Here is a 21944-nt window from a genome sequence, read left to right as displayed (position 1 = left end):
TCACACATCCCCCGGCACATCATGCGGGGGAATGGTTTCCCCGGTGGCTGAATCTTCGCCCCGTGGTATTAACGGAGTCTGGTCACTCACAGCAATTCATGGGCCTGCGCGCAGATCAGTTGTCTCAGCCATTTCTGCGCATTGCTGTCATCAGAACGCCGGTGCCACAACAGATAAAACGGGATCTCCGGCAATGCCACCGGCGGCAGGGTCATCACGATATTGGGGTGTTTCTCGCTCACTACCACGCTGCGTTTGAGCACCGTCGCGACATACTCCGTCTGCTGCACCACACCGGCAACGCCAGCCATGGTCGGCAATGTCAGACGAAGTTCACGAGCCAGCCCCATCTCCCTGAGTTGTTCATCGACCAGACCATAATGATTTCCTTCCGGCGAGACCAGAATATGGCTCATCCCGAGATAGGTTTCTAACGTCATGCCGTTGCGTGCCGCATCACTGTCGCGGCGGATAAGCGTGACAAATTCATCACTGAACAAGGGCTGCGATAAGATGCGGTTTTCCGGCCGGGTCGGGGGAATACCGATCACCACATCAACCTCACCGGCATCCAGCATCGACACGGACGCATCGCGGTCGGTGAATGTCCTCACATGCAGTGTCACTCCGGGCGCCTGTTCGCTGATCGCCCGCATAATGCCGGGCAGTAACACCATCAGCGGATATTCGGACGTGCCAAGCGTAAAAGACATTTTTCTGTTTTCCGGCGCAAAATTGTCGTCCGGAGCCAGCAGATGACTCAGTTCGTTAAGTGCTTTTGACACATGCAAACCGATCTCTTTTGCCCTGGCGGTAGGCAGCAAACCGGAAGCACTGCGGATAAACAGCGGATCCGCAAAATGCGTTCGCAGGCGTGACAATGCCGCGCTCATCGCGGGCTGACTGACCACCGCTTTGCTGGCGGCACGGGTCACATTCCGCTCTTCCATCAGCGCATCAAACGCGACCAGCAGATTCAAATCGAGACCCTTAAAATCCATAAAACGTATATTCCTCTATATGCTTTTCTTATTTCAATTCTTACTGATATGAATGTGATACTCGCTGCGTGCACCACATTAACCCTATAAAAATGCAATCAGCCAGAGGAATTTAACGATGTCAGACAACAATAGCGAGATGGCAAATCGTCTTATCGCGGAGCGTAAAGCCGTTGAAAAAATCTATCAGGCTTTTAGCCTGCATGATCCGGACTTAATGGATGAGGCAGTCACGCAGGACTGGAAAGATATTCCCCTCGCGCCAGGTCAGGCATCCGGCCCCGAAGGGTTGAAACCGATCATCCGGGGGTTCATTGAGGCTTTTCCGGATGTGAAGATCACCATCCACGACCTTCTTCAGACCCCGGGGAAGATTGCCGTGCGCGCAGAAATTACCGGTACCCATCACGGCAACTTTATGGGCATCGAACCGACCGGCAAATTTGTCAGCATCCGGCTGCATGAATTTCATGAGCTGAATGGCGAACGCGTCACCACCACCTGGCATCTGGAAGACTGGTTTGGCGCGTTCATGCAACTCGGTCAGTTCCCGCCGCAGGGTTAACAACCGGACAACAATTAAAGGCAAGCGCTGACCCGTCTGATAGATTTCATTTCGGATTGTCTGGCGGTGAGGCGGGTGCGGCGAACCAGTTATCCTGAGTTACCATGACCGCCGTTTCCGGCTGATTCACAAAATTCGGCGACATGATCTGCACATTAAATTCGTTGAATACGTCCTGAATGTGACTGTGCAATTCGCTTCTCACTGCGGCAAGAGATTCGCCCGGCTGGAGATGCACCTGCAGTTCATAAGCGATGTACCAGTCCATCAGGCTGAGCTGGCGCACCAGCGGCTTCTGCTGAAGATCAATACCTCGCGTGCGACTGGCGGCCACGACAGCCCGCAGGCAGCCGGATTGTATCTTTATGAAATTGGCACAGAAGATACCGGGCTGACCGAATACCCCCTACCTTACGCTGAACTCCAATACCGTCCAGAAGACGTTGCGCAAACTGGCTTTCATGAGCCTGTCCGGGACTCAGCACGATGTTTAGCGGGAGACCGCTTGCGCCTGTCACCCGATGGATTTTGATGCCAAAACCACCGTGAGAGCGACCCAGCCCATTATCTCCGGTTATATAGGGATGTTTTTTTGAGCGCCGGCAGCACATTTCAGCGCCCGGATATTACTGCCATCCATCGCTGTGGCAGACCAGTCAACAAGGCCATAAAGCAACCTGTTGAAAATAAGGTTAATCACTGCCGATTTTGACCATTGGTTAAAGCGGATAAACGGTTTTCCACGGCCCCTATCGTTTAGATAAATCGCGCCATAGGGCACCTGAACACAACACCCAGAACATGCCGTTGATGATCATGCGGTGCTGTGCCCATGGCCGTCCGCCCCGTGGCGTAGCAGGCTCAAGAGGCAACAAGGACTGGATGATGGTCCATGCTTCGCCGGGAAGGTCGTAGCGAGGCATAGTTTACTATGTCTTGAAAACAGATAGTTACTATAGCCCGGATGATTAAGGGACACAGCTTAGCTGCAGGTCACCTGCAGCCAGGCCTTAATTCATTTACGGTGAAGGTTTTTCAGGCCCATCGTCGCGCAGTTATCTAACGTTACTCTTCGCCTTCATAAGCCTGACGATAGAGTTCAATGACCTGCTCTTTAGTCGCTTTGCGCGGGTTCGTTAACTGGCAGACATCTTTTTTCGCATTCTCGGCCATGATGGCAAAATCTTCAGGTTTGACGCCCAGGCTTTTCAGATCGCGAGGAATGCCAACCTGCCTGCTCAGGCGGCGGATGGCGTTAATGGCTTTAACCGCAGCCTCATCGGTAGAGAGCCCGGCCACGTTTTCCCCCATGGCCTCTGCAATATCGCGGAAGCGATTAAGGTTGCCAATCAAGTTAAAGTACTCAACATAAGGCAGCAGAATGGCATTACATACCCCATGGGGAAGGTTATAGAACCCGCCCAACTGATGCGCCATCGCATGGACATAGCCCAGAGAAGCGTTGTTAAAGGCAATCCCGGCGAGGTACTGCGCGTAGGCCATATTATCCCTTGCCTTCATATATTCGCCGTTTGCCACAGCTTTGGGAAGGTACTGGGTGATCATCCTGATCGCTTGCAGCGCGGCGGCATCAGTCAGCGGGTTCGCCATGGTAGACACGTACGCTTCGATGGCGTGAGTTAACGCATCCATGCCGGTCGCGGCGGTCAGTGAAGGTGGCATCCCGACCATGAGTTCCGGGTCGTTAATCGAGATTTGAGGCGTCACGCGCCAGTCAACAATCGCCATTTTAACTTTACGTGCTGTATCAGTGATGATGCAGAAACGGGTAATTTCTGAAGCGGTACCTGCGGTGGTGTTGATTGCCATTAATGGGATCATATCGTTGCTGGATTTATCAATACCCTCAAAGTCGTGAATATTTCCTCCATTGGCTGCGACTAATCCAATACCTTTCGCACAGTCATGGGAGGAACCGCCACCGAGTGAAACAATACCATTGCAGCCATGTTCCCGGTAAAAACTAATCCCCGCCTCTACGTTTTTATCTGTGGGGTTAGGTTCCGCGCCACCAAATATACGCGCTTCAATACCGGCTTCTTCATAAATTTTAGCGACTTTGTCCGCCATGCCACTTTTTGCCAGGAAAGCGTCCGTGACAATCATGATTTTTTTTACATCTAACGTTTTTGCCAGCGTACCGGCTTCCTGAACACTGCCTTCGCCAAATACATTTCGTGTTGGCAGAAAATAATATGTCGACATTGAGCTTCCCCTGTTCATAAATGTGATTGTTAATGTGTCCATGACTGCTTTTGAGCGGTAGACAAAATGCATCAAGCGCGGAGCGGGTGATGCGAACAAAAGCGCGGACCGAACATATCCACGACAATGGTAAGGGATTACTGGTAAAGAACAGAGAACAACCTCACAAAAGGAAGGGTCTTTATAACAAAAAGAATTATCTTTTTTCACATTGCATGTCTGGTTGGTCGTTGACCTGGTCGATTCAGGTTACCGCTGGAGATTTCACGCCGGCCAATACACAAATGTTGTTGCAAATCTTGCGACGTCTGCGGCAGAGGGAAGCGGCGAAAATAATCGGGTGAGCCATACACGGCGGCGATGAAGGGGCCTGTCTCCGATCTTCGTACGAATACATAAACAATTTCCTGACAGTCCAATAAATCGTCCGCACCACCTCGCAGGATACAAACACATCGCTGGACAGCCTATTTGTTTCGGCCTATTTTTAATCAATCGATTGATTAACTCTTTTATGAGGCAATATGCCGACCTCTCAACCTCCCATAACTTCTCGTGGCGAACAGGCTAAAAATAGCCTTATTAAAGCTGCCATCGCTCAGTTTGGTGAATATGGCTTGCAGGCGACCACCCGTGATATCGCGGCTCTTGCCGGGCAAAATATTGCGGCTATCACCTATTATTTCGGCTCAAAAGAAGAGCTGTATATTGCTTCTGCTGGGTGGATTGCTGATTTTATCAACGACAATTTTCTTGAGCACATGCAGTGCGCCGAAGAGGTTATGAGTCAGTCGCCATCAGACAAAGCGCAAATCCGCCAGCTAATTCATACGGCATGTGAGCAAATGATAAGGCTGCTCACCTCCGATGAAACTCTGAATCTCAGCAAATTTATCTCTCGCGAACAGCTTTCGCCAACCCCCGCTTATCAGCTCATCCACGATCGTGTGATAGCACCGATGCACAGCCACCTGACTTCCCTTGTGGGCCGTTACACTGGACGTGATCCCCTGGATACCGAAACCATTTTGCATACTCACGCTTTGCTCGGACAGATTCTGGCCTTCCGACTGGGGCGGGAAACTATTTTACTACGCACCGGTTGGACAAACTTTGATAAGGCCAACCGGCAGCAAATCAGTAGCGTTGTGTTAACCCACGTCGATTTCATCCTGCTGGGATTGTCTGTTAATTAAGGAAGATCGTGCCATGAAAAATAAAAAGCCCATGGTTGTGCTCGTTGTTATTGCGTTGCTGGTCAGCTGTTTTGGCGGCTGGATGTGGTATCAAAGCGAGCAGGAAAAGCCATTAACGCTCTACGGGAATGTGGATATTCGCACAGTGAACATGAGCTTTCGCGTCGGTGGTCGCCTCGCTACGTTGCAGGTCGATGAAGGCGATTCAATCAAGGCTGGGGAAACGCTCGGGGAACTGGACAAAGGCCCGTATCAAAACGCCTTGCAACAGGCGGAAGCAAACGTTGCAGCGACACAAGCGAAATTTGATTTGATTATTGCCGGCTACCGTGACGAAGAAATTGCCCAGGTGGCCGCGCAGGTGAATCAGGCGCAGGCTGCCTATGACTATGCCCAGAATTTTTACCAGCGCCAACAAGGGCTGTGGGCCAGACGCATGATTGCTGCAAATGAGCTGGAAAATTCCCGTTCATCAAGCGATCAGGCAAAAGCTACACTGAAAGCCGCGCGCGATAAGCTCAGTCAGTACCACAACGGTAACCGCCCGCAAGAGATTGCCCAGGCACAGGCCAGTCTGCAACAGGCTAAAGCACAGCTCTCCCAGGCGCAGCTGGATTTACAGGACACCACGCTTACCGCCCCATCCGCCGGCACATTGCTTACTCGCGCTGTTGAACCAGGGAGCATGCTCAGCGCGGGTAGCACGGTATTAACGCTTTCCCTTACACGCCCGGTGTGGGTACGTGCTTATGTGAATGAAGTGAGTCTTTACAATGTACAGCCGGGTACGGAAGTGCAGATTTATACCGACGGGCGTCCCGAAAAGCCCTATCACGGCAAAATTGGCTTTGTTTCTCCTACCGCGGAGTTCACCCCTAAAACGGTTGAGACGCCCGATCTGCGCACCGATTTGGTCTATCGCCTGCGCATTATCGTGACCGATGCCGACGATTCGCTGCGTCAGGGTATGCCGGTCACCGTAAGTTTTAACAATGGTGCCCAGCATGACCCGCTATGACAGCGGCATCATCCGCTTGCAGGGGCTGATGAAAAACTTCCCTGAACTGGGTAAACCCGCGGTAGCAAGCCTTGAATGTGAAATCCACCCGGGGGAAGTCACCGGGTTGGTGGGGCCTGACGGCGCAGGGAAAACCACGCTAATGCGTATGCTGGCAGGCTTGATGAAACCTAGCGGGGGAAGTGCACAGGTCATAGGCCTCGACCCAATCAAAGATGGCAGTGCCCTACACGCCGTAGTAGGGTACATGCCGCAAAAATTCGGGCTGTATGAAGATCTGACGGTAATGGAAAATCTCACTCTGTACGCAGACCTGCGTGGAGTGACGGCCGAGGAACGTAAAAAAACATTTGCGCGGCTGCTAGAATTTACTTCCCTCGGTCCCTTTACCTCGCGCCTCGCCGGCAAACTTTCCGGCGGTATGAAGCAGAAGCTAGGCCTCGCCTGTACACTGGTCGGCCAACCCAAGGTTCTGCTGCTCGATGAGCCCGGCGTCGGCGTAGACCCCATTTCGCGACGCGAGCTGTGGCAGATGGTGCACGAACTGGCAGGTGAAGGGATGCTGATCCTATGGAGTACTTCGTACCTCGACGAAGCCGAACAGTGCCGCGAGGTGCTACTGCTGAACGAAGGCGAGCTGCTGTATCACGGAGCACCAAAAGAGCTGACGCAGAAAATGGCCGGGCGTTCGCTGCTGGTGAGTCATGGGGGAGAAAACAACCGCAAGCTGCTTCAGCGGGCGCTGAAATTGCCGCAGGTGAGCGACGGTGTGATCCAGGGGCGTTCCGTACGTCTGATACTGGCAAAAGACGCCACTATAGAAGAGCTGGCACAAGCATTGGATCTGTCTCTGGAGCAAATAACGCGTACCGTCCCGCGTTTTGAAGATGCGTTTATCGAACTGCTGGGGGGCACCGGCACGAAGGAATCACCGCTAGGAAAAATACTGCATACGGTGGAAGGCAGTTCCAAAGAAACGGTGATTGAAGCCAAACAGCTCACAAAGAAATTTGGTGATTTCACAGCGACTGACCAGGTCAATTTTACCGTACAGCGCGGCGAGATCTTCGGGCTGCTTGGGCCGAACGGCGCGGGTAAATCCACGACGTTTAAAATGATGTGCGGGCTGCTAGTGCCTACCTCTGGCAAGGCGCTGGTGTTGGATATGGATCTGAAAACCAGCTCCGGTAAGGCCCGTCAGCATCTGGGATATATGGCACAGAAGTTTTCGTTGTACGGCAACCTGACGGTTGCACAAAATCTGCGTTTCTTCTCAGGTGTGTACGGGCTGCACGGCAAGGCGCAGGACGACAAAATTTCCCGTATGAGTGAAGCGTTTAACCTCCAGCCGATATTTAACAGCCCGACAGATTCCCTGCCACTCGGCTTCAAGCAGCGCCTGGCGTTGGCCTGCTCACTGATGCATGAGCCGGATATTCTGTTCCTTGATGAACCCACGTCTGGCGTTGACCCGATTACACGGCGCGAATTCTGGTTGCACATCAACGACATGGTTGAAAAAGGTGTAACCGTGATGGTCACCACACACTTTATGGACGAGGCGGAATATTGCGACCGTATCGGGCTGGTATATCGTGGCAAGCTTATCGCCAGCGGCACGCCGGACGATCTCAAACAGCAGGCGGCAGACGACGAGCAGGTCGACCCAACCATGGAACAGGCATTTATCACGCTGATAAACAAGTGGGATAAGGAGCACACGCATGAGTGAGCATAAAATAGTCTCATGGAGGCGAGTACGCGCCCTCTGCGTGAAGGAAACGCGCCAGATTGCGCGTGACCCGAGCAGTTGGTTGATTGCTGTGGTGATCCCCCTGCTGCTGCTTTTTATTTTCGGCTTTGGCATCAACCTGGATTCAAGCCGCCTGCACGTGGGGATTCTGCTGGAACAGCAAAGCGAAGAAGCGCTGAGTTTCGCTCATACCATCAGCGCTTCGCCCTACATTCAGCCGACCATCAGCGATAACCGCCAAGAACTGATTCAGCTCATGCAGGCGGGAAAAATCCGCGGCATAGTGGTTATCCCTACAGACTTTGCGCAGAACATGGCGCGCGCCGGGGCTACAGCGCCGGTTCAGGTGATTACCGACGGCAGCGAACCGAACACCGCAAACTTTGTGCAGGGCTATGTCGAAGGGATCTGGCAGGTATGGCAACAGCAGCGCGCGAAGAGCCGGGGTGAAAGCGTCGAGCCACTGATTGACGTGCAACTGCGTTACTGGTTTAACCCTGCGGCTATCAGTCAGCATTTCATTATTCCGGGGGCGATAACCATCATTATGACGGTTATCGGTGCCATTCTGACATCGCTGGTCGTGGCGCGTGAGTGGGAACGAGGCACTATGGAAGCCCTGCTTTCAACGCAGATAACGCGTACCGAGTTGTTGCTGTGCAAGTTGCTCCCCTACTATGTGCTCGGCATGCTGGCAATGCTACTGTGTATGGTGGTTTCGGTATTTATTCTCGGCGTACCCTATCGCGGTTCGCTGCTACTGTTATTTTTGATTACCAGTCTGTTTTTGCTCAGTACGCTTGGTATGGGTCTGCTGATTTCGACTATCACTCGCAACCAGTTTAACGCCGCTCAAGTGGCGCTGAACGCTGCATTTTTACCTTCCATCATGCTCTCGGGCTTTATCTTCCAGATCGACAGCATGCCAGCGATTATCCGCGCAGTGACTTATATCATACCGGCGCGCTACTTCGTGAATACCCTGCAAACCCTGTTTCTCGCGGGAAATATCTCCACGGTGCTGATAGTTAACGTACTGTGTCTCATTGTCTCGGCAGTGATGTTTATCGGCCTGACGGCGTTGAAGACCAAACGTCGTCTGGATTAAGGGAAAGTTATGTATCATCGACTCTGGACATTAATTCGCAAAGAACTGCAATCCCTGCTGCGCGAGCCGCAAACCCGTACCATTTTGATTTTGCCGGTGGTGTTGCAGGTGATTCTGTTCCCGTTTGCCGCCACGCTTGAGGTCACTAACGCCACCATCGCGATTTACAACCAAGACAATGGCAGCCATTCCGTGGAACTGACGCAACGTTTTGCACACGCCAAAGCTTTTAGCCATCTGCTGCTGTTAAAAAGCCCGCAGGAAATCCAGCCAACCCTCGATAAACAAAAAGCGCTGCTGCTGATCCACTTCCCTGCGGATTTCTCGCGAAATTTGGCAAGCAATCAGCCAGCTAAACTGCAAATTATTCTTGACGGTCGTAACTCGAACAGTGCGCAGATTGCCGCCAATTACCTGCAGCAAATCGTGAAAAACTACCAACTAGAACTCATGACTGGTCAACCGAAGTCGAATAACAGTGAGCTGGTAATACGCAATTGGTATAACCCAAACCTGAACTACAAATGGTTTGTGGTGCCGTCGCTTATCGCCATGATAACGACCATCGGCGTAATGATTGTGACTTCACTGTCCGTTGCTCGTGAACGTGAACAAGGCACGCTCGACCAGCTCCTGGTGTCGCCGCTTGCCACCTGGCAGATATTTGTTGGTAAAGCCGTACCCGCGCAGATTGTCGCCATTGCGCAGGCCACTATTGTGCTCGGTGTGGGAATATGGGGCTATCAAATCCCCTTCTCTGGTTCGGTGTTACTGTTCTACTTCACCATGTTGATTTACGGGCTTTCGCTGGTGGGATTCGGGCTGCTGATTTCTGCACTTAGTTCGACGCAGCAGCAGGCATTTATTGGCGTATTTGTCTTTATGATGCCGGCGATTCTGCTTTCCGGCTATGTCTCACCGGTAGAGAACATGCCCGTGTGGTTGCAAAATCTGACGTGGATAAATCCTATCCGGCACTTCACGGACATCACAAAACAAATTTACCTGAAAGATGCGAGTCTGGACATTGTATGGGGAAGCCTGTGGCCGCTACTGGTGATTGCAGCGATAACAGGCTCAGCGGCGTACTGGATGTTTCGCCGCAAAGTGGCCTGATCTGTCAATCAAATTCTTCGCCAGGGGTTGCCACGCACATTGATGACTTTAGATGAGCTACATCCTTCAGCATGGCAGCCACACGTTGAAATTGCTGTCATAGACCACCCTTGTTAAAAAATAGTGTTATTTTTGACCAGAAAGCTCCGTTGTACGACGTACCGCAGCCAGAACGCTGCTTTGCAGACCAGCGGCGAAATTAATTTTATTCAACTCATATAAACCATTAATGCCAACCCCTGCCGGAGAGTTATTAATATCCATCAACTGGCGCGGATGGCGCCCGGATAACTTAAGCATTTCAACCGCGCCCACCAGGTTTTCCCATACCACTTGTGTTGACTGAGTCCGGGTTAATCCGGCAAGGACACCGGCGTCCGCCAGCGCTTCGACAAAATAATAGACATAGTTGACACCAGCGACAGCAAAACCGGTGAAGACGTCAATCAACCGTTCTTCCAGCACCATCACCTTGCCGAAACTTTCCAGAAACGGCATTACGGACGCGCTGTTAACATAAGCATTAAACGCCACGCCGCTGTAGCCCAGCCCGGTATCCGTCAGCGTATTCGGGATGATACGCGTAATCGGGCGTGACTCGCCCAGCATCAAAGACAACTGGGTCAGCGTTACGCCAGCAATAATAGAAATGACCGACGTCTGTGGCGCGGCATACTGCTTAATCAGTTGTGCGACATCAGCAATATTATCCTGCGGACGTACCCCAATCACGATGTGATCCGCTGCGGCCAGCGCGTTTGGCAAATCTTGTGTATTGCTCAACTCATAGCGCGCTTTCAGCGTTTCAATTCGCTCTGGATCAATATCCGATAAGCTGACCTCGTCCGGGTTTAATGCGCCGCGTTTTAAGGCGGCGCGCAGAATCGCTTCGGTCATTTGACCAGCACCAATAAAGTGGATATGGCTCATAGTTAATCCTCAGAAGTAACAGAAACAGGACCCAATGACCTCTCCACCAGCGATACCCAAAGACCGATGCCAGGTGCGATAAGTTGGTCATTAAAATCGTAATGCGGGTTATGTAATGCCGCGCCCGGCGTTGGGCCATCGGCCCCCAGCCACAAATAAGCGCCCGGACAGGCTTCCAGAAAATAGGCGAAATCTTCTGCCGCCATTGAGGGTGATAACTGTGTGTGGACCTGCGTGATCCCCTGGACGTGGCGTGCGGCATCCGCCAGAATTTTTGCCTGTTGCGCATGGTTGACGGTTACCGGGTAACCGTATTCCCAGCGAATGCTGCCACTGACGCCAAATGGCCGGACGAGCTGTTCGACATACTCCGCCATCAGAATCTGGCAGCGCGCTCTGGCCGTCTGGCTCAGGCAACGCAGCGTGCCGGACAATTGCATTGTCTGCGGGACGACATTTATTGCTTCCCCGGCCTGGAGTTGCGTCACGCTGATCACGACGCTGTCCAGCGGAGAGAGTCGGCGCGTCATGATCGTTTGCAACGCGGTAATCAGGTGTGCACCGGCCAGCACCGGATCGGCCCCTTTTTCCGGCATCGCCGCATGGCATCCCACGCCAGTCAGCGTGATAAAAAAATTGTCCTGAGAAGCCATCATTGGGCCTGTGCTAACGGCCACTTGCCCCACCGGCAGCCCCGGCCAGTTGTGCAGCGCATAAACCGCAGAAACGGGAAAGCGCGTAAAGATCCCTTCTTCCACCATTAAACGCCCGCCGCCGGCATTCTCTTCCGCAGGCTGAAAAATAAAGTACACCGTCCCGTTGAACGCTCTGGTCTGGCTGAGATAGCGCGCCGCCCCCAGTAAAATGGCGGTATGCCCGTCATGTCCACAGGCGTGCATCATGCCTGGCGAGGAAGAGCACCATGCAACAGCGTTGTTTTCCTGAATGGGTAATGCATCAATATCAGCGCGAAGGGCTATTGACGGCCCCTCGCCATTGCGAAGAACACCCATCACGCCAGTGCCCGCAATGCCGGTATGCACTTCAAGATCATATTGGCGCAGCAGGCTGCTGATTTTCGCGGAAGTATGAAATTCTTGTAAGCCAATCTCCGGGCGCGTGTGGATCTCACGTCGCCAGATAATCGCCTGTTGAATAATCTCTTCGGGAATGGAGCGCATATATCCTCTACATTTTCCCGGCACAATGCCGCAGCATGACGCTGTGAATGAATTACCGGAACGCGTAATGCCCTCTGGTAGCTGATTAAATTATCGGTTTTGACCTAATGAAAAGAGTGGCTCAGGGCTTCCCAAAATAAATCCTGGCAAGCCCTTCTTTTGTGACTTCAACCGCGTGCTCGGCACTCAATGAAATATGTTGCTCAATCAGCACCACGCCTTTTTCGATATTCCGCTGGCGTAATGCTGCGATAATTTCGACATGCTCGTCATAGGCATTGTTCCTGCGCACGGGCGTTTCGAGATCGATACGCCGGAAAAAGCGGCTCAGCGAATTCAGACTATCGAGCATTTCATAGAGCCGACTATTATGGGAAATACGGGCTATTTCCATGTGGAAACGCTCATCAATTTCCGCAATCTTCGCCCAATCCTGTTCGGTTTGCGCCGGGCGATGCTGGCTCACTTCTTCCCAGATAGCCGTGGTCGTAGCGATCTCTTCATCTGTTGCCCGCAGGCAGGCGAAACGAAAGGTCGATTGCTCTATAACCATTCGCACCTCATAAAGTTCGCGGACACCTTCCGGCGTCAGGTCACGGGAGTAAAAACCCCGGTTGGGTACAAAATTCATAAAGCCGTCTTTTGCCAGACGGTTCAGCGCTTCCCGCACCGGCGTACGCGAGACCCCCAGTTGTGCCGCAAGCTCAACTTCATTCACCCGTTCGCCGGGACGAAAGTAGTAATCAATCGCCATGCCTTTCACTTTCTCGTAGACCTTTTCCACACTGTCAGCGCTACGGGATTTCTTTTTTATGATAACCACATTAACCCCTTAATTTACCGCATGCTCAGCACGAAAATAAAAATGCGGCAAAGATTATTTCACGTAATGTTTTTATAGATAGCACAGCAAAAAAAACAACTCAACACAAAAGTGAATACACTTTTCTTTAATTAAAAAATTACTCATTTATAAGCATTTTTCATCTTATTTATTCTTATGGATTTTCCCCGCACCATTTTACGGCAGCATTGCACTAAAATGATTCAAAGTGTATTCACTTATGCACACAGATATTTTTATTGGCCATGATAAAAATGAAAACGAAAGTTTTTTAGATATTTTCGATTCCTTTGTATTTATTCATGAATTTGCATTCGTTTAACATGAAATAAGCACTTGATACCGGGAACGTCCTGTTATCTGGCATCGTCTTTGCTTAATACACAAGTGTATGCACTTATATATTCACTTTAGTGCGCTCTTTTTCGGCATTACCAGGCAGGCTTGTGCACATTTGCGCAGGCGACAAAACACCGGCCTCAGAAGCCGGCAACAGCAAACCGGAGAACCAACATGAAAAATCGTTTCGGGCAAGGCATGATGCTGTCAACACTGGCAGGTATGACGTTGTTTGGTCTGGCGCGCACGGCGCAGGCCGATGTGAACATGGGTGCAATTTTGCCCTTAACCGGCACCAGCGCCAGCATTGGTGAAGATCAGCGTCGTGGTATTGAACTGGCGGTTGAACAGGTTAATGCCCAGGGCGGCGTTAATGGTCAGCCATTACATGTGATCGTGGAAGATTCCGCCGAAAGCCCGGTTACAGGCCTGAATGCCGTACGTAAGTTAACTCAGGTTAACCATGTCCCTTTAGTGATGGGCAGTTTTTCCTCTGGTGTCACCATTCCGGTTGGGCAATATCTGGTGAAGAACAATCTGCTGCACATCAATATTTCCGGTACCAGCACCGATATCCGCAAAATCGGCGCTACCTCCTGGAGCGTGATTGGCCTGGATTCTCTTTCCGCAAGCTTCTCGGCAGAAGATGTGCGCCAGCTCGGTTACAGCAAAGTGGCCTTTATCGCCCCGGATGGTGCTTACGGTCAGGGTATGGCGAAGCAGTTCACCAACGCGTTTGAAAAAGCCGGGGGCAAAGTGGTCGCCAAAGTGCTCTATGCCAGCGGTCAGCCTTCTTATCGCCGCGAGCTGGAACAAATTTCTCGCGCTCATCCGCAAGCCTACGTTTACACCAGCTACGGCCAGGATGCCATTGTGCTGAACCGTGAGGCCTGGGAGCTGGGTCTGAATAAAACGCCCTGGTATGGCATGTATTTAACCATGGCCGTTGAAGGTTCCCCGGCGCAGTACACCAACGGGCAGGTTGGTATGGAAGTCGCAGGTATTGACCAGAAAACGTCGGGTGGTCACGGCGTAAATTATGCTGAGCTGTACCAGAAAAAATTCCATGAGAAACCTCGCTCTGTGTACGGTAGCTATGCCTGGGATAGCGTAATGCTGGCGGCGGCAGCTATCGACAAAGCGCACAGTGCCGATCCGGCAGCCATGATCGCGGCAATGAAAACCGTTGCGCCTGGCTTTACCGGCATTACCGGTACATTAAATCTGGATGCCGATAACCAGCGTATGTCTCAGCCCTACCTGAAAGTGAAAGCGTTTAATGGCGTACCGGTTCCCCGGTAACGAGCCGCTTTATCTTGCCAGTTCACGCTACATCATCGGGGAAAAACCATGCTGCAGTTTTTGATTGATACATTGATTCGCACTGCGGATTTGTCGCTGGTCGCGCTGGGATTAAGCCTGGTTTACGGGCTGGTACGGTTCGCCAACATCGCTCATATGCAATATGCCATGGTCGGTTCATTTATCACCGCCGCCGGGCTTCGTCTTGGCATGCCGTTGGCTCTGGCAATCGTGTTTTCTGCATTGGTCTGCGGCATGCTGTCCATGATTTTGCATCACTGGGTTTATCAGCCACTGCTGAAAAGCGGTACCGCTAACGCCATGATCGGATCGCTTGCGGTATCGATGGTGCTGATCGCACTGGTTCTCGGGGTTGAGGGGTCGGCCCCGGTGAATTATTCCCTGCCTGTGGGTGCGCTCTTGCAGGTTGGGGACACCCGAATCTCCTCTGACGAACTCTGGGGTCTTGGCGTCACGATTTCGCTGGTGGTGGTGTTCAGCCTGTTGCTGTTTCGTACGCCGCAAGGTCGCGCTATCCGTGCGCTGGCAAGTAACCGGGATCTGGCAGCAGCCTCCGGGTTAAATGCCAGCGCAATTATCCACACCGTCAACCTGTTGGCTGGAATGCTGGCCGCTGTGGGAGGCAGTATGCTGGCGATGAATGCCAGCGCATGGGTCAATCAGGGCAATGATCTGATGTTGCCGGTGCTCGCTGCCGCCATTCTCGGCGGGCTGGGAAATCCAATGGGCGCCATTTTTGGTGCACTTCTTATCGCTGCAACCGAAACCCTCGTGACCAACATCGACTGGAGCTGGCTGTTCGGCGGCGACTTATTGTTTATCCCGGTGACCTGGGTGAACGCCTCATCGTTTGTCATTCTGCTGCTGGCGCTGTTACTGCGTCCTTATGGCCTGTTTAACCGGGAGGTCCGCCGTGTCTGAGTTTTTACTGCATATCCTTTGCCTTGCCGGGATCTATGCCATTATCGCGCTTGCCCTGAATTTACAGGCAGGTTACGCCGGTTTGCTGAATTTCGGTCACATTGTGTTTGTCGGAACCGGCGCTTATGCCGTCGGTCTGGGAAACAATTTTGGGTTGCCGCTGTGGGTGGTGATCCCGGCCGGGTTACTGTGTGCCATTGTTATCAGCGCACTGATGGCGTTGCTGGGGCGTCAGCTAACGGCGGACTACTGGGGCATTGCCACGTTGGCGCTGGCTGAAATCATCCGCATTGCCGTCGTCAATGAAGACGCACTGACGGGCGGCGCGCAGGGGATTGGCGGCCTGTCTTCGCCCTGGTCGACCGGTGATACCGTCACCGATACGCGTATCTTCGCGATCATTATTCTGCTCAGCGTCATCGTCGCCACGCTCGCCAGCCTGCGTATCGGCGCCAGCCGGTTTGGGCGGGCGCTGCGCCTGATGCGCGAGCAACCTCAGTTAGCGATCTGCATGGGCTATGCGCTGCCGTGGCTGAAATGCCGGGCGTTGATGAGCAGTGCTGTGATGTGCTGTCTGGCCGGTATGTTACTGGCCTGGTACACCGATTATGTCAGCCCGGATTACCTGCTTTCGTCGGAAACCTTTCTTATCTGGAGCATGGTGATGATCGGTGGTATTGGCAATGTGCGCGGCGTGTTGCTGGGCGTGTTGCTGGTGGAAGGGCTGTATAACTTTATCCCCTTTGCAAAAGACTATTTCCACATCAGTTCAGACCTGACTGGCGCGCTACGCCTGGGGTTGGTGGGTCTGGCTTTATTACTGTGTCTGCTCACACGGCCAGGTGGTCTGTTACCGGAAAAATTAAGGACTTTCTCATGAGCCGTTTGCTTGAAGTGGCTGACATCAGCAAATCCTTTGGCGGCAACCAGGTACTGACATCCGTATCATTTACGCTGGAAAAGGGGGAGATTCTTGGCCTGCTCGGGCCGAATGGTTCCGGTAAAAGTACGCTGCTCAACACCATTTCCGGGTTTAACCGGCCGGATGGCGGCAGCATTACATTCGATGGACAGTCCATTACTCGTCAGCCCAGCCACCGGATCATCCAGGCTGGCATTGCACGCACCTTCCAGCTCCCCGTCATGCCGGAAAAGATGAGCGTTATGGAAGTCGTGATGACTGCCGGTACTCGTCAGCACGGGTTATTCAACGGTCTGCTGGGGCTGGCTTCCGGGCGTAAAGCCGAACAGGAAGACAGGACCCGCGCCAGCGAATTACTGGATACCTTGCTGTTAACCAAAGTTAAAGATCTGCCTGCTGCGGCGCTTTCTGGCGGACAGAAAAAATTACTGGGTATTGCCTGTGCGCTGATGGGTAAACCGACGCTGCTGATGCTGGATGAGCCTATGGCCGGTGTGCACCCGAAATTACGCCAGGAGCTGGTGGAAACGTTGGTCAACCTGAGCCGTCAGGGTATTTCACTTTTGGTTATTGAACACGATATGCATTTTATAAACACCCTGTGCCAGCGCTGCATCGTGCTGGATCGCGGACAGATTGTCGCCAGTTGCCGCCCGGATGAACTGGCGCAGAACCAGCAAGTACTGGATGCCTATTTAGGGCAAAGCACCGCAACATTGCAGGAGGCCGTATGATTACCCTCGAAAACGTGGTCGCCGGTTATACCCCGGGGATTGATATTCTGCACGGTATTTCATTGCATGTTGAACAGGCGGAAATCGTGACGCTGCTGGGGCCAAATGGCTGCGGCAAATCCACCTTGCTGAAATCGATTGCCGGATTTGTCTCCCCGCGCGAAGGGCGGGTTGAAATCGATGGATGCGAAACGGCAAAAATTCCGGTGCACCGGAAAATCCGTGAATGCTCACTCGGGTTTGTCCCACAACTGGACAACGTCTTCAACAATCTGACCGTGGCAGAAAATCTGCAAACCGGGGGACAATTTTTACCGCCAGGCCAACGTAAGCAGCGAATGGCGCAACTGGCGGAAAATTACCCGGTGTTACATAAAAAATGGCAATCACCCGCGTCAGCGCTTTCCGGCGGCGAGCGACAAATCCTCGCGCTGGCAAGGGCTCTGATGCCTGAACCCGCAGTACTGCTGCTCGATGAACCTTCGGCCGGGCTGTCACCGAAAATGCTTACGGAAGTTTTTAGCGCCATACAAACCATTCGCCGCCAGGAAAAAGTGACCATTTTAATGGTCGAGCAGAATGCTATGGAGGCACTGCACATTTCCGACCGGGTCTATGTTCTGGCGCTGGGGAAAGTGGCGATGGAGGGCAGCGCGCAGGACCTGCTACACGACCCCCGTATGCGCGAACTCTATTTTGGCGGTCGTGCCGCCTGACAGGATCAGTAAAAAGAACAGAAGGAAGACACCATGCCGATTACCCCGGTTATCGATCACGCGGTGATTAATGTCGATGAAGAACTGGATCAGGCGCAAGGCCTGTTCCAGCGGATGGGATTTCAGCTCAGTACACGGGGGCACCATTCGATGGGCTCCAGTAACCATCTGGCCGTCTTTGCAGATAACTATCTGGAACTTTTAGGTTATGAGCCTGCCAGTCAGACAGACTCGCGAGGATTGTGGAACGTTGCGCCAGGCCTTGCCGGACTGGTCTGGAAAACCCGGGATGCGCATGCGGTATGGCAGCACCTCCGGCAATGTCAACTCGATGGCGAACCGCCGACCCGCTTCTCACGCCCGGTGATATTGCCGGACGGCAGCCAGACTGAGGCCCGGTTCTGCATCTCGCGGATCCGCGCCAGCGCCCTGGCATACGGCTTCAGTTTTTTCTGCGAACATCAAACGCCGCAGGCCGTTTGGCAGCCCGCCTGGCGGGTACATCCTAATGGCGTGCAAGCGCTGTCTGCCTTCGTTATTGCCTCGCCTCAACCTGAACAGATGCTGGCGCTGTATCACCAGTTGTTCAGTGTGGAGGCCCGCGCGGAGGCCAACGGTGGTTATGTGCTTGATTCAGGGACCTGCTGCCTGCGTATTATCACTCATCAACAAGCACGTCTGGAATTCGCGCTTCCGCCTGTCGCTGCGCAGGCACCGGCGAAAATGGTGGCGCTCTGTTTCCAGGTAGCATCACTGGAGCAGCTCAGGCGCTGTCTTAGCCAGGGGGATATTCAGTGGCGCGAGCAAGATGATCAACTGTTGGTGACGCAGCAGCATGCTCAGTGGCTGGCGATGCGCTTTAAGGATAAATAGCGGTGAAGCTCCGCCAGTTACTGTTGGTAAATCTCACTTAATTTCCATTTGTTCATCCCTGAAGTGGAAGTTAACGCCCACAGCAGCACCAAGATTATTACTGTCAGGAGCTTCGAATTTTAAGTCATTGACATCCTGTTCTATAAAGTATTAAAAAAGTCGGCTGATATTTAATTTTATAAATTATAAAGAGCTATACATGATTAAATATATTGTGTCATTTTCAATTATGATTGTCGTTCTCATTATTTTTTTGCTTAGCCGATTATATGATTTCGATCTTTCAGGGTACGGGCAACAACGTTCTATATCTTTTAAGCATAATAACGATGTTCTGGTGGGGACGTTGATTATGCCTCCAGGTAAGGTTTCTCCTCCGTTTGTGCTTTTAGTTCATGGAGACGGACCTCAGGACCGCTGGTCAGAAGGTGGATATATTCCATTGGTTAAATTCCTTGTCTCACAGGGAATTGCCGTTTTTTCATGGGATAAACCTGGTGTGGATAAAAGTACAGGTAACTGGCTGGCACAGACAATGTCAGATCGCGCAGAGGAGGCGGTTTTGGCGTTAAAAAAACTGAGAGAACAGCCGGAACTGAAAAAAAGTCGCGGAGGTTATCTTGGGTTCTCGCAGGCAGGTTGGGTTGTACCGCAGGCGAGCCAACTGACAACAACTGAGTTTGTTGTGCTGATAGGTGCGGCGATAAACTGGCGTAATCAGGGCATATACTATACAGGGCAACGACTTAAAGTCGAAGGTCGCTCCCTGAATGATATTCAGGATGCTAAAAAACATGAAGCCGTGGCTTTTGACCGCCAGTTTACAGAAGAAGCAGCGGTTCTCCCCTGCCACTCCCAATGTACGCGCCAGGACTTCGAACGCAGGAATTCTCTGGCTGATGCGACGAAAGATATTTCCGGTACACATACTCCGGTATTAATTCTGATGGGCCAGGATGACCGGAATGTAGACGCTGATGAAACAGCCACGGTCTGGGCCAAAACACTACCAGCGGGCACTCCCCGCTGTATCAGGCAGTTGCCGGGGGCAACTCACGGACTTTTACGAAGCGAATGGTTTGATTATCAGCTTGCTTCTCAGTGGCCTTTGTGGAAACAGGGACTTTTTCTGCTGTCAGGGAGATACTCATATTCGCCCGGGGCGCTCAGGACTGTCTCATCATGGATCCTGAATCAGAACTGTGTGGACTGAATTGCATTCTTATTACGTGCCGAAAGCCAGTTCTTCATCGAAGAGCAGGGACCGAGGTGACTTACCGTCAGAGTGCTACGGTTTCGCTGAACCGGATTTAAGTTAAGCAACAAAACTATATTGGATACCACACAAACTAAATTAACAGACACTTCAAGCACTTTCAGGAATCGCTTCACAAGTTTCTTGATCCTTAGCTGCATTCAGCAATACTGTATATAAACACAGTATATCGGGATCAACATCATGCAGCTCATTCGACCAACTGAGGCTTCTCAACCAGTCATGCTTCCTCTCTTCTCTGAGAAAGTGCCCTGTGGCTTTCCGAGCCCAGCGCAGGACTATGTCGAGGACAGACTGGATCTCAACAAATTGCTGATAAGACATCCGAGTGCCACTTACTTCATAAAAGTTAGCGGGGAGTCTATGCATGGCGCCGGCATCAGTGATGGGGATCTTTTAGTGGTGGATCGCTCGCTTTCAGCCGTACATGGCGATATTGTTATTGCTGCTGTTTCAGGTGAATTCACCGTGAAAGAACTTCGTACTCATCCTTATCTACAGCTAGTACCTCACAACGATGATTATTCTTCGATTTCATTTCAAAATGCAGAAGAATTAGAAATATTCGGAGTGGTCATTTTTAGTATTAAGGCGCATAAATAATTATGTTCGCTCTCATCGACGTAAATAGTTTTTATACTTCTTGCGAAACTGTTTTTCGGCCAGACTTGCAGGGGAAGCCTGTTGTCGTCGTTTCCAATAACGATGGCTGTATTATTTCTCGCTCAGCCGAGGCAAAATCCCTTGGTATTAAAATGGGTGAGCCATTTTTTAAAATAAAAAACAATACATATAGCTCCAGGGTTTATGTATTCAGTTCTAATTATGCACTTTATGCCGATCTAAGTGAGCGAGTTATGCAGACGCTAACTGAAATGTCTCCTTCGATCGAAGTTTACTCAATAGACGAAGCCTTCGTTAATTTATCTGGGGTAATAAATTGCATGCCCCTAAATTGCTTCGGTCATGAAATGAAAAATAGAGTATTTAAAAATACAGGATTAACTGTGGGGGTTGGTATTGCACAAACAAAGACATTAGCAAAGTTAGCTAACCATGCAGCCAAGAAATGGCGTGGCACTGGTGGCATTGTCGACTTATCGAATATTGAACGTCAGCGCAGGCTACTGGCAATTATCTCTGTTGAGGATGTCTGGGGTATTGGCCGGAGAATTAGTAAGAAACTTAATTCAATGGGTATTAATACAGCACTTGACCTGGCTGAAAGCTCATTATGGGTAATAAGAAAACACTTCAATGTTGTTCTCGAAAGGACTGTTCGTGAACTTCGAGGTGAACAATGTCTTGAACCGGAAGAGTTTGCACCAGAAAAACAACAGATCATCTGCAGTAGATCTTTTGGCAACCGCATAACTCAGTATTCGGATATGCATCAAGCCATTTGTGACTATGCTGAGCGAGCATCAGAAAAACTACGTAGTGAGCGCCAGTTCTGCCGTTTCGTTAGTGTTTTCCTTCATACCAGCCCACACGCACATAATGAAACATACTATGGAAATCAAGCATCCATGAAGCTACTGACCCCTTCTAATGATACTCGTGACATTATAAGTTCGGCCACGAACTCCCTGAAGAGAATATGGGTTGATGGCCATCAATATATGAAGGCTGGCGTTATGTTGGCTGATTTTTTCAGTAATGGAGTAGCGCAGCTAAATTTATTTGACGATAATGCTCCACGAAAAAACAGTGCAGCGTTAATGGAGGCTATCGATAAATTAAATAACTCTGGGAAAGGAAAGATCTGGTTTGCAGGACAGGGTATTGAAAAAAACTGGGCGATGAAACGGGAGATGCTTTCTCCCGCTTACACAACCCGATATTCAGACTTACCAGTGGCGAGGTGAAATTATTCATGCAAGCCACGAGGAAAGGAAACAG

Annotated in this window: 20 protein-coding genes and 2 pseudogenes; 15 read left to right on the top strand and 7 right to left on the bottom strand. The window is 51.4% G+C overall.

Features of this window, described 5'->3' with window-relative positions; translation table 11 throughout:
- Nucleotides 1-86: 86 nt before the first annotated feature.
- Nucleotides 87-1001: a LysR family transcriptional regulator gene (locus DXU84_RS07385; protein WP_153375262.1), complete on the bottom strand. Its 915-nt coding sequence runs from the start codon at nucleotides 999-1001 to the stop codon at nucleotides 87-89.
- Nucleotides 1002-1119: 118 nt separating this feature from the next.
- Between DXU84_RS07385 and DXU84_RS07380 the strand changes: the two genes are divergently transcribed.
- Nucleotides 1120-1566 carry an ester cyclase gene (locus DXU84_RS07380; protein WP_112151407.1) on the top strand — a complete coding sequence of 149 codons (447 nt, stop codon included), beginning with the start codon at nucleotides 1120-1122 and terminating at the stop codon, nucleotides 1564-1566.
- A gap of 46 nt (nucleotides 1567-1612) precedes the next feature.
- Here the strand turns inward: DXU84_RS07380 and DXU84_RS07375 are convergent.
- From DXU84_RS07375 to DXU84_RS07365, 3 genes and pseudogenes are all read right to left on the bottom strand, one after another.
- Nucleotides 1613-1900 (bottom strand): annotated as a pseudogene (locus DXU84_RS07375) (mechanosensitive ion channel protein MscS); the annotation flags it as partial.
- A 61-nt stretch (nucleotides 1901-1961) separates the two neighbouring features.
- A pseudogene (locus tag DXU84_RS07370) lies at nucleotides 1962-2489 on the bottom strand (IS5 family transposase); the annotation flags it as partial.
- Between the two features lie 142 nt (nucleotides 2490-2631).
- Nucleotides 2632-3792, bottom strand: a complete 1161-nt coding sequence (locus DXU84_RS07365; protein ID WP_013578164.1) for an iron-containing alcohol dehydrogenase — start codon at nucleotides 3790-3792, stop codon at nucleotides 2632-2634.
- Nucleotides 3793-4316: 524 nt separating this feature from the next.
- Between DXU84_RS07365 and cecR the strand changes: the two genes are divergently transcribed.
- From cecR to DXU84_RS07340, 5 genes are read left to right on the top strand one after another with little or no spacing between them, the layout of a single operon-like run.
- Nucleotides 4317-4988, top strand: coding sequence for a transcriptional regulator CecR (gene cecR / locus DXU84_RS07360; RefSeq protein ID WP_013578163.1), 672 nt, complete (start codon nucleotides 4317-4319; stop codon nucleotides 4986-4988).
- A 13-nt stretch (nucleotides 4989-5001) separates the two neighbouring features.
- A complete protein-coding gene (gene hlyD / locus DXU84_RS07355; protein WP_013578162.1) occupies nucleotides 5002-6006 on the top strand; it encodes a secretion protein HlyD in 1005 nt (334 codons plus the stop codon).
- On the top strand, nucleotides 5993-7738 hold the full coding sequence (locus DXU84_RS07350; protein ID WP_121019902.1) for an ATP-binding cassette domain-containing protein: 1746 nt from the start codon (nucleotides 5993-5995) through the stop codon (nucleotides 7736-7738). The genes hlyD and DXU84_RS07350 overlap by 14 nt, the downstream gene beginning before the upstream one ends.
- Nucleotides 7731-8867 carry an ABC transporter permease gene (locus DXU84_RS07345; RefSeq protein WP_121019901.1) on the top strand — a complete coding sequence of 379 codons (1137 nt, stop codon included), beginning with the start codon at nucleotides 7731-7733 and terminating at the stop codon, nucleotides 8865-8867. The genes DXU84_RS07350 and DXU84_RS07345 overlap by 8 nt, the downstream gene beginning before the upstream one ends.
- A 9-nt stretch (nucleotides 8868-8876) precedes the next feature.
- The gene (locus tag DXU84_RS07340; protein ID WP_013578159.1) at nucleotides 8877-9983 is read left to right on the top strand and encodes an ABC transporter permease; all 1107 of its coding nucleotides are present in this window, start codon (nucleotides 8877-8879) and stop codon (nucleotides 9981-9983) included.
- Nucleotides 9984-10109: 126 nt separating this feature from the next.
- Here the strand turns inward: DXU84_RS07340 and DXU84_RS07335 are convergent, their stop codons facing one another.
- From DXU84_RS07335 to DXU84_RS07325, 3 genes are all read right to left on the bottom strand, one after another.
- Nucleotides 10110-10913, bottom strand: a complete 804-nt coding sequence (locus tag DXU84_RS07335) for a pyrroline-5-carboxylate reductase (RefSeq protein ID WP_014416682.1) — start codon at nucleotides 10911-10913, stop codon at nucleotides 10110-10112.
- A gap of 2 nt (nucleotides 10914-10915) precedes the next feature.
- The gene (locus DXU84_RS07330; RefSeq protein WP_153375260.1) at nucleotides 10916-12094 is read right to left on the bottom strand and encodes a M20 aminoacylase family protein; all 1179 of its coding nucleotides are present in this window, start codon (nucleotides 12092-12094) and stop codon (nucleotides 10916-10918) included.
- A gap of 121 nt (nucleotides 12095-12215) precedes the next feature.
- Nucleotides 12216-12917: a GntR family transcriptional regulator gene (locus DXU84_RS07325; protein ID WP_013578156.1), complete on the bottom strand. Its 702-nt coding sequence runs from the start codon at nucleotides 12915-12917 to the stop codon at nucleotides 12216-12218.
- Nucleotides 12918-13451: 534 nt separating this feature from the next.
- Between DXU84_RS07325 and DXU84_RS07320 the strand changes: the two genes are divergently transcribed.
- The 9 genes from DXU84_RS07320 (at nucleotide 13452) to umuC (ending at nucleotide 21910) form a co-directional block, all read left to right on the top strand.
- Nucleotides 13452-14579 carry an ABC transporter substrate-binding protein gene (locus DXU84_RS07320; RefSeq protein ID WP_013578155.1) on the top strand — a complete coding sequence of 376 codons (1128 nt, stop codon included), beginning with the start codon at nucleotides 13452-13454 and terminating at the stop codon, nucleotides 14577-14579.
- Between the two features lie 48 nt (nucleotides 14580-14627).
- On the top strand, nucleotides 14628-15521 hold the full coding sequence (locus tag DXU84_RS07315) for a branched-chain amino acid ABC transporter permease (RefSeq protein ID WP_013578154.1): 894 nt from the start codon (nucleotides 14628-14630) through the stop codon (nucleotides 15519-15521).
- Complete coding sequence (locus tag DXU84_RS07310) at nucleotides 15514-16401, top strand: branched-chain amino acid ABC transporter permease (protein WP_013578153.1); 888 nt, start codon at nucleotides 15514-15516, stop codon at nucleotides 16399-16401. Before DXU84_RS07315 ends, DXU84_RS07310 begins: the two co-directional genes overlap by 8 nt.
- Entirely contained in the window at nucleotides 16398-17177 is a 780-nt protein-coding gene (locus DXU84_RS07305) for an ABC transporter ATP-binding protein (RefSeq protein ID WP_014416680.1), read from the top strand. Before DXU84_RS07310 ends, DXU84_RS07305 begins: the two co-directional genes overlap by 4 nt.
- Nucleotides 17174-17893, top strand: coding sequence for an ABC transporter ATP-binding protein (locus DXU84_RS07300; RefSeq protein ID WP_013578151.1), 720 nt, complete (start codon nucleotides 17174-17176; stop codon nucleotides 17891-17893). The genes DXU84_RS07305 and DXU84_RS07300 overlap by 4 nt, the downstream gene beginning before the upstream one ends.
- Nucleotides 17894-17926: 33 nt before the next feature.
- On the top strand, nucleotides 17927-18766 hold the full coding sequence (locus DXU84_RS07295) for a VOC family protein (RefSeq protein WP_153375256.1): 840 nt from the start codon (nucleotides 17927-17929) through the stop codon (nucleotides 18764-18766).
- 199 nt (nucleotides 18767-18965) lie between these two features.
- Nucleotides 18966-19979 carry a S9 family peptidase gene (locus DXU84_RS07290; RefSeq protein WP_153375254.1) on the top strand — a complete coding sequence of 338 codons (1014 nt, stop codon included), beginning with the start codon at nucleotides 18966-18968 and terminating at the stop codon, nucleotides 19977-19979.
- A gap of 246 nt (nucleotides 19980-20225) precedes the next feature.
- Nucleotides 20226-20645: a translesion error-prone DNA polymerase V autoproteolytic subunit gene (umuD, locus tag DXU84_RS07285; RefSeq protein WP_013578148.1), complete on the top strand. Its 420-nt coding sequence runs from the start codon at nucleotides 20226-20228 to the stop codon at nucleotides 20643-20645.
- 2 nt (nucleotides 20646-20647) lie between these two features.
- Nucleotides 20648-21910 (top strand): translesion error-prone DNA polymerase V subunit UmuC, encoded by a 1263-nt coding sequence (gene umuC, locus DXU84_RS07280; protein WP_013578147.1) that lies wholly within the window; start codon nucleotides 20648-20650, stop codon nucleotides 21908-21910.
- Nucleotides 21911-21944: the final 34 nt, after the last annotated feature.

Origin of the sequence: Rahnella sp. RcJ3 (assembly GCF_009498575.1) — a bacterium.
In the GTDB taxonomy this organism is placed as follows: Bacteria; Pseudomonadota; Gammaproteobacteria; order Enterobacterales; family Enterobacteriaceae; genus Rahnella; species Rahnella aceris.
Note: the sequence above shows the minus strand (reverse complement) of the source record. Positions and strands in the feature narration are given on the sequence as shown.

Coding starts and splice junctions, on each gene's coding strand:
- DXU84_RS07350 (WP_121019902.1), top strand. CDS start 5,993: ATGACCCGCTATGACAGCGGCATCATCCGCTTGCAGGGGCTGATGAAA.
- DXU84_RS07295 (WP_153375256.1), top strand. CDS start 17,927: ATGCCGATTACCCCGGTTATCGATCACGCGGTGATTAATGTCGATGAA.
- DXU84_RS07365 (WP_013578164.1), bottom strand. CDS start 3,792: ATGTCGACATATTATTTTCTGCCAACACGAAATGTATTTGGCGAAGGC.
- DXU84_RS07380 (WP_112151407.1), top strand. CDS start 1,120: ATGTCAGACAACAATAGCGAGATGGCAAATCGTCTTATCGCGGAGCGT.
- hlyD (WP_013578162.1), top strand. CDS start 5,002: ATGAAAAATAAAAAGCCCATGGTTGTGCTCGTTGTTATTGCGTTGCTG.
- cecR (WP_013578163.1), top strand. CDS start 4,317: ATGCCGACCTCTCAACCTCCCATAACTTCTCGTGGCGAACAGGCTAAA.
- DXU84_RS07335 (WP_014416682.1), bottom strand. CDS start 10,913: ATGAGCCATATCCACTTTATTGGTGCTGGTCAAATGACCGAAGCGATT.
- DXU84_RS07315 (WP_013578154.1), top strand. CDS start 14,628: ATGCTGCAGTTTTTGATTGATACATTGATTCGCACTGCGGATTTGTCG.
- DXU84_RS07300 (WP_013578151.1), top strand. CDS start 17,174: ATGATTACCCTCGAAAACGTGGTCGCCGGTTATACCCCGGGGATTGAT.
- umuD (WP_013578148.1), top strand. CDS start 20,226: ATGCAGCTCATTCGACCAACTGAGGCTTCTCAACCAGTCATGCTTCCT.
- DXU84_RS07330 (WP_153375260.1), bottom strand. CDS start 12,094: ATGCGCTCCATTCCCGAAGAGATTATTCAACAGGCGATTATCTGGCGA.
- DXU84_RS07345 (WP_121019901.1), top strand. CDS start 7,731: ATGAGTGAGCATAAAATAGTCTCATGGAGGCGAGTACGCGCCCTCTGC.
- DXU84_RS07385 (WP_153375262.1), bottom strand. CDS start 1,001: ATGGATTTTAAGGGTCTCGATTTGAATCTGCTGGTCGCGTTTGATGCG.
- umuC (WP_013578147.1), top strand. CDS start 20,648: ATGTTCGCTCTCATCGACGTAAATAGTTTTTATACTTCTTGCGAAACT.
- DXU84_RS07290 (WP_153375254.1), top strand. CDS start 18,966: ATGATTAAATATATTGTGTCATTTTCAATTATGATTGTCGTTCTCATT.
- DXU84_RS07340 (WP_013578159.1), top strand. CDS start 8,877: ATGTATCATCGACTCTGGACATTAATTCGCAAAGAACTGCAATCCCTG.
- DXU84_RS07320 (WP_013578155.1), top strand. CDS start 13,452: ATGAAAAATCGTTTCGGGCAAGGCATGATGCTGTCAACACTGGCAGGT.
- DXU84_RS07305 (WP_014416680.1), top strand. CDS start 16,398: ATGAGCCGTTTGCTTGAAGTGGCTGACATCAGCAAATCCTTTGGCGGC.